The organism is Methanosarcina sp. A14 (assembly GCF_001729375.1).
GTDB classification, from domain to species: Archaea; Halobacteriota; Methanosarcinia; order Methanosarcinales; family Methanosarcinaceae; genus Methanosarcina; species Methanosarcina barkeri.
The window spans coordinates 1-2,302 of record NZ_LZPK01000126.1 but is presented as its reverse complement, the minus strand read 5'-3'; the positions used below and the strand labels follow the sequence as shown (position 1 = coordinate 2,302).

Sequence of the window (2,302 nt, the reverse complement as noted above, 5' to 3'; positions counted from 1 at the left end):
TCATTATTCCTTGTTCATTACTACTTTTTCATTAGCCGTTAATATATTTTTAAAAATATCTGCATTTAAATATCATATGTAAGTCAGAGGATACAAAAAATATATATTTAGTATGTGATAAATAAATAGAAAGATTTAGTTGAAAGGGAAAAAACAGTAATCAGGAGTATATCTGTGATCTCCATTAGACCTTTCAGTGATGATAATAATCAAAGTTTACTGAAAATAGAAAGACTGTGCCTACAGGGCAATGAAAACTGTGCTCTGGGTGTAGATAAGAGGATATAAGAAGGCAGAAGAAAAAGTCCTGGAAATAGGATCAAGTTACACCTATGCCTATGTATACTAGTCGAATAACGCTTCCAAATCCATATTCAGCAAGATGGGATATTCCAGCGTGAGAGAAATTAAAACACCAGCAATTCCAACTTATAAAAAGTTGGACATATTGCCTGAATATTCAATAAAGCCTGTTGATAGGAAAGAAATTGGTGATGTAGTCAGCCTTATTAACGAGTATAATTCAGGATTTATACATTTTCTGCCGTTTACAGCTCAAATTTTTAAAGAGCATTTGTCTTGCAATAATGAAAAAACTGAAACCACAGATCGAAACCTGGAGCATATTTGCAAAATCGTTTGATGGGAACTTGCCGGATTTCAGTCCGTATTATATAGATATCAGAGACATGATTCCCTGAGAGTAAAAAGAAGAATTTTCTTGAGTGACTTAGAATAAAACAGGTTTTGAGATGGCCTCGCAAAACTTAGAAATAAAAAAACAAAAGTTTCTGTGTGGGGAGTTCCATAACATACACTGTAAAATAAAGTTAAATATGTCGATAGCATATATCATCATATGAAATTTTTTAGCATGGTTTTCGGGACAAGAAATTTGTTTGATACGAAATGTGAATACACATCGAAATGCACTGCATATCGAGAGGATTCGTACACATGTACAGAAGCACTGGATAAAAGTTACTGTGGGATTTATAAACTGTTTTTGAATGATTTGTGATATTATCAAACACAAAATCATATTAAGATTATTTAGAATTATTAATATACTGACAAAACTTCTGTTATCTTTTTTGCTAATATATAATTTTGTAGTAAATCCTGCACATAAATTTTGGACCAATTAAAGATCTGCTTTGAATAATCAATCAAATTTTCGATCACCCTACTTTCGGCAGGTCGACATAAGGACTTTAAATTTTATTACTGATGCCGTTTTTGAACATTTGATAAATACACGTTAGAGTTAAAGCTGGTTAACTTCTGGCTCGATTCCCACGACATATATCAACACTGGATTATTTTCCTGTTAAAGTTTAGTATGAGAGATTATGTTCAAATCATATGTAAACCTAATAACTACAAACAATAAAGTAACATCATCTTTAAATCACAATCAGCAAAAATGATAGGAAATGAAATGTCGACCTGCTGAAAGTAGGATCACGAAAACAGTTCTGGAAACTTATTCTAAAGGCAATGTCATAACGCGAGCAAGAGCCATTAAAACAAGAATTGAAACACTGTGACATCTGACATATTAAAAGTTGTAGAAGTATTGGTTCTATTGCAAAAATAATTTTTCTGTATTTTAAGGCTATTTTTCTTTCCTTTAAATACTATTTTAACCCAAATTTGATCGCTCAAATCTCCTTACTGTAAAAGTTTTCCATGATTTTGTAAAATGTTCAGATTTTTTGCAACGGAACTTAATTTTTTGCAAAGGGACCTGATAAAATATCTAACGCGACTTTTGATTGCGTTTTGATACTTTTGCGACACGGTGGATATAAACACGCCAAAGTAAGGGGAAAAGAATGATAGTAGACGTTATTTCGATTACGTTGGAATAATAAAAACTGGATACAAATGGACGACCGATTTACATGAGTATAGTTATTTTTTGCAACGTAGTCGTTTTCTACACAGAGAAAAGTTTGATATTATGTTACGTCGCTATTATGTTTTATTACAAAGTTAAAATTAATTTACTGGTCTTGAGATGGAAGAAATGAAAAGTGATGAAACACACGGGGAGCATACCCTCATCGCAGTTTTAGGAATAACTACACTGGTTTTTTTAATACTGGTGGGTGTCGCAAGTGCGGCGCCATTTGCATACATTGCAAACATGGAAAGCAACAATGTCTCAGTAATTGATACAGATACAAATACTGTTACAGCTACTGTGAATGTAGGAACCTATCCTGTTGGAGTTGCAGTCAACTCTGATGGAACAAAAGTATATGTGACAAACCACTATGACAACACAGTCTCAGTA

General features: G+C 32.7%; 1 protein-coding gene and 1 pseudogene. Both read left to right on the top strand.

The annotated features are described in order from the left end of the window. Positions 1-397: 397 nt before the first annotated feature. Entirely contained in the window at positions 398-643 is a 246-nt protein-coding gene (locus A9239_RS06970; protein ID WP_048120496.1) for a hypothetical protein, read from the top strand. Positions 644-2,023: 1,380 nt separating this feature from the next. Beyond that, positions 2,024-2,302, top strand: a pseudogene (locus A9239_RS06965) (YncE family protein); the annotation flags it as partial.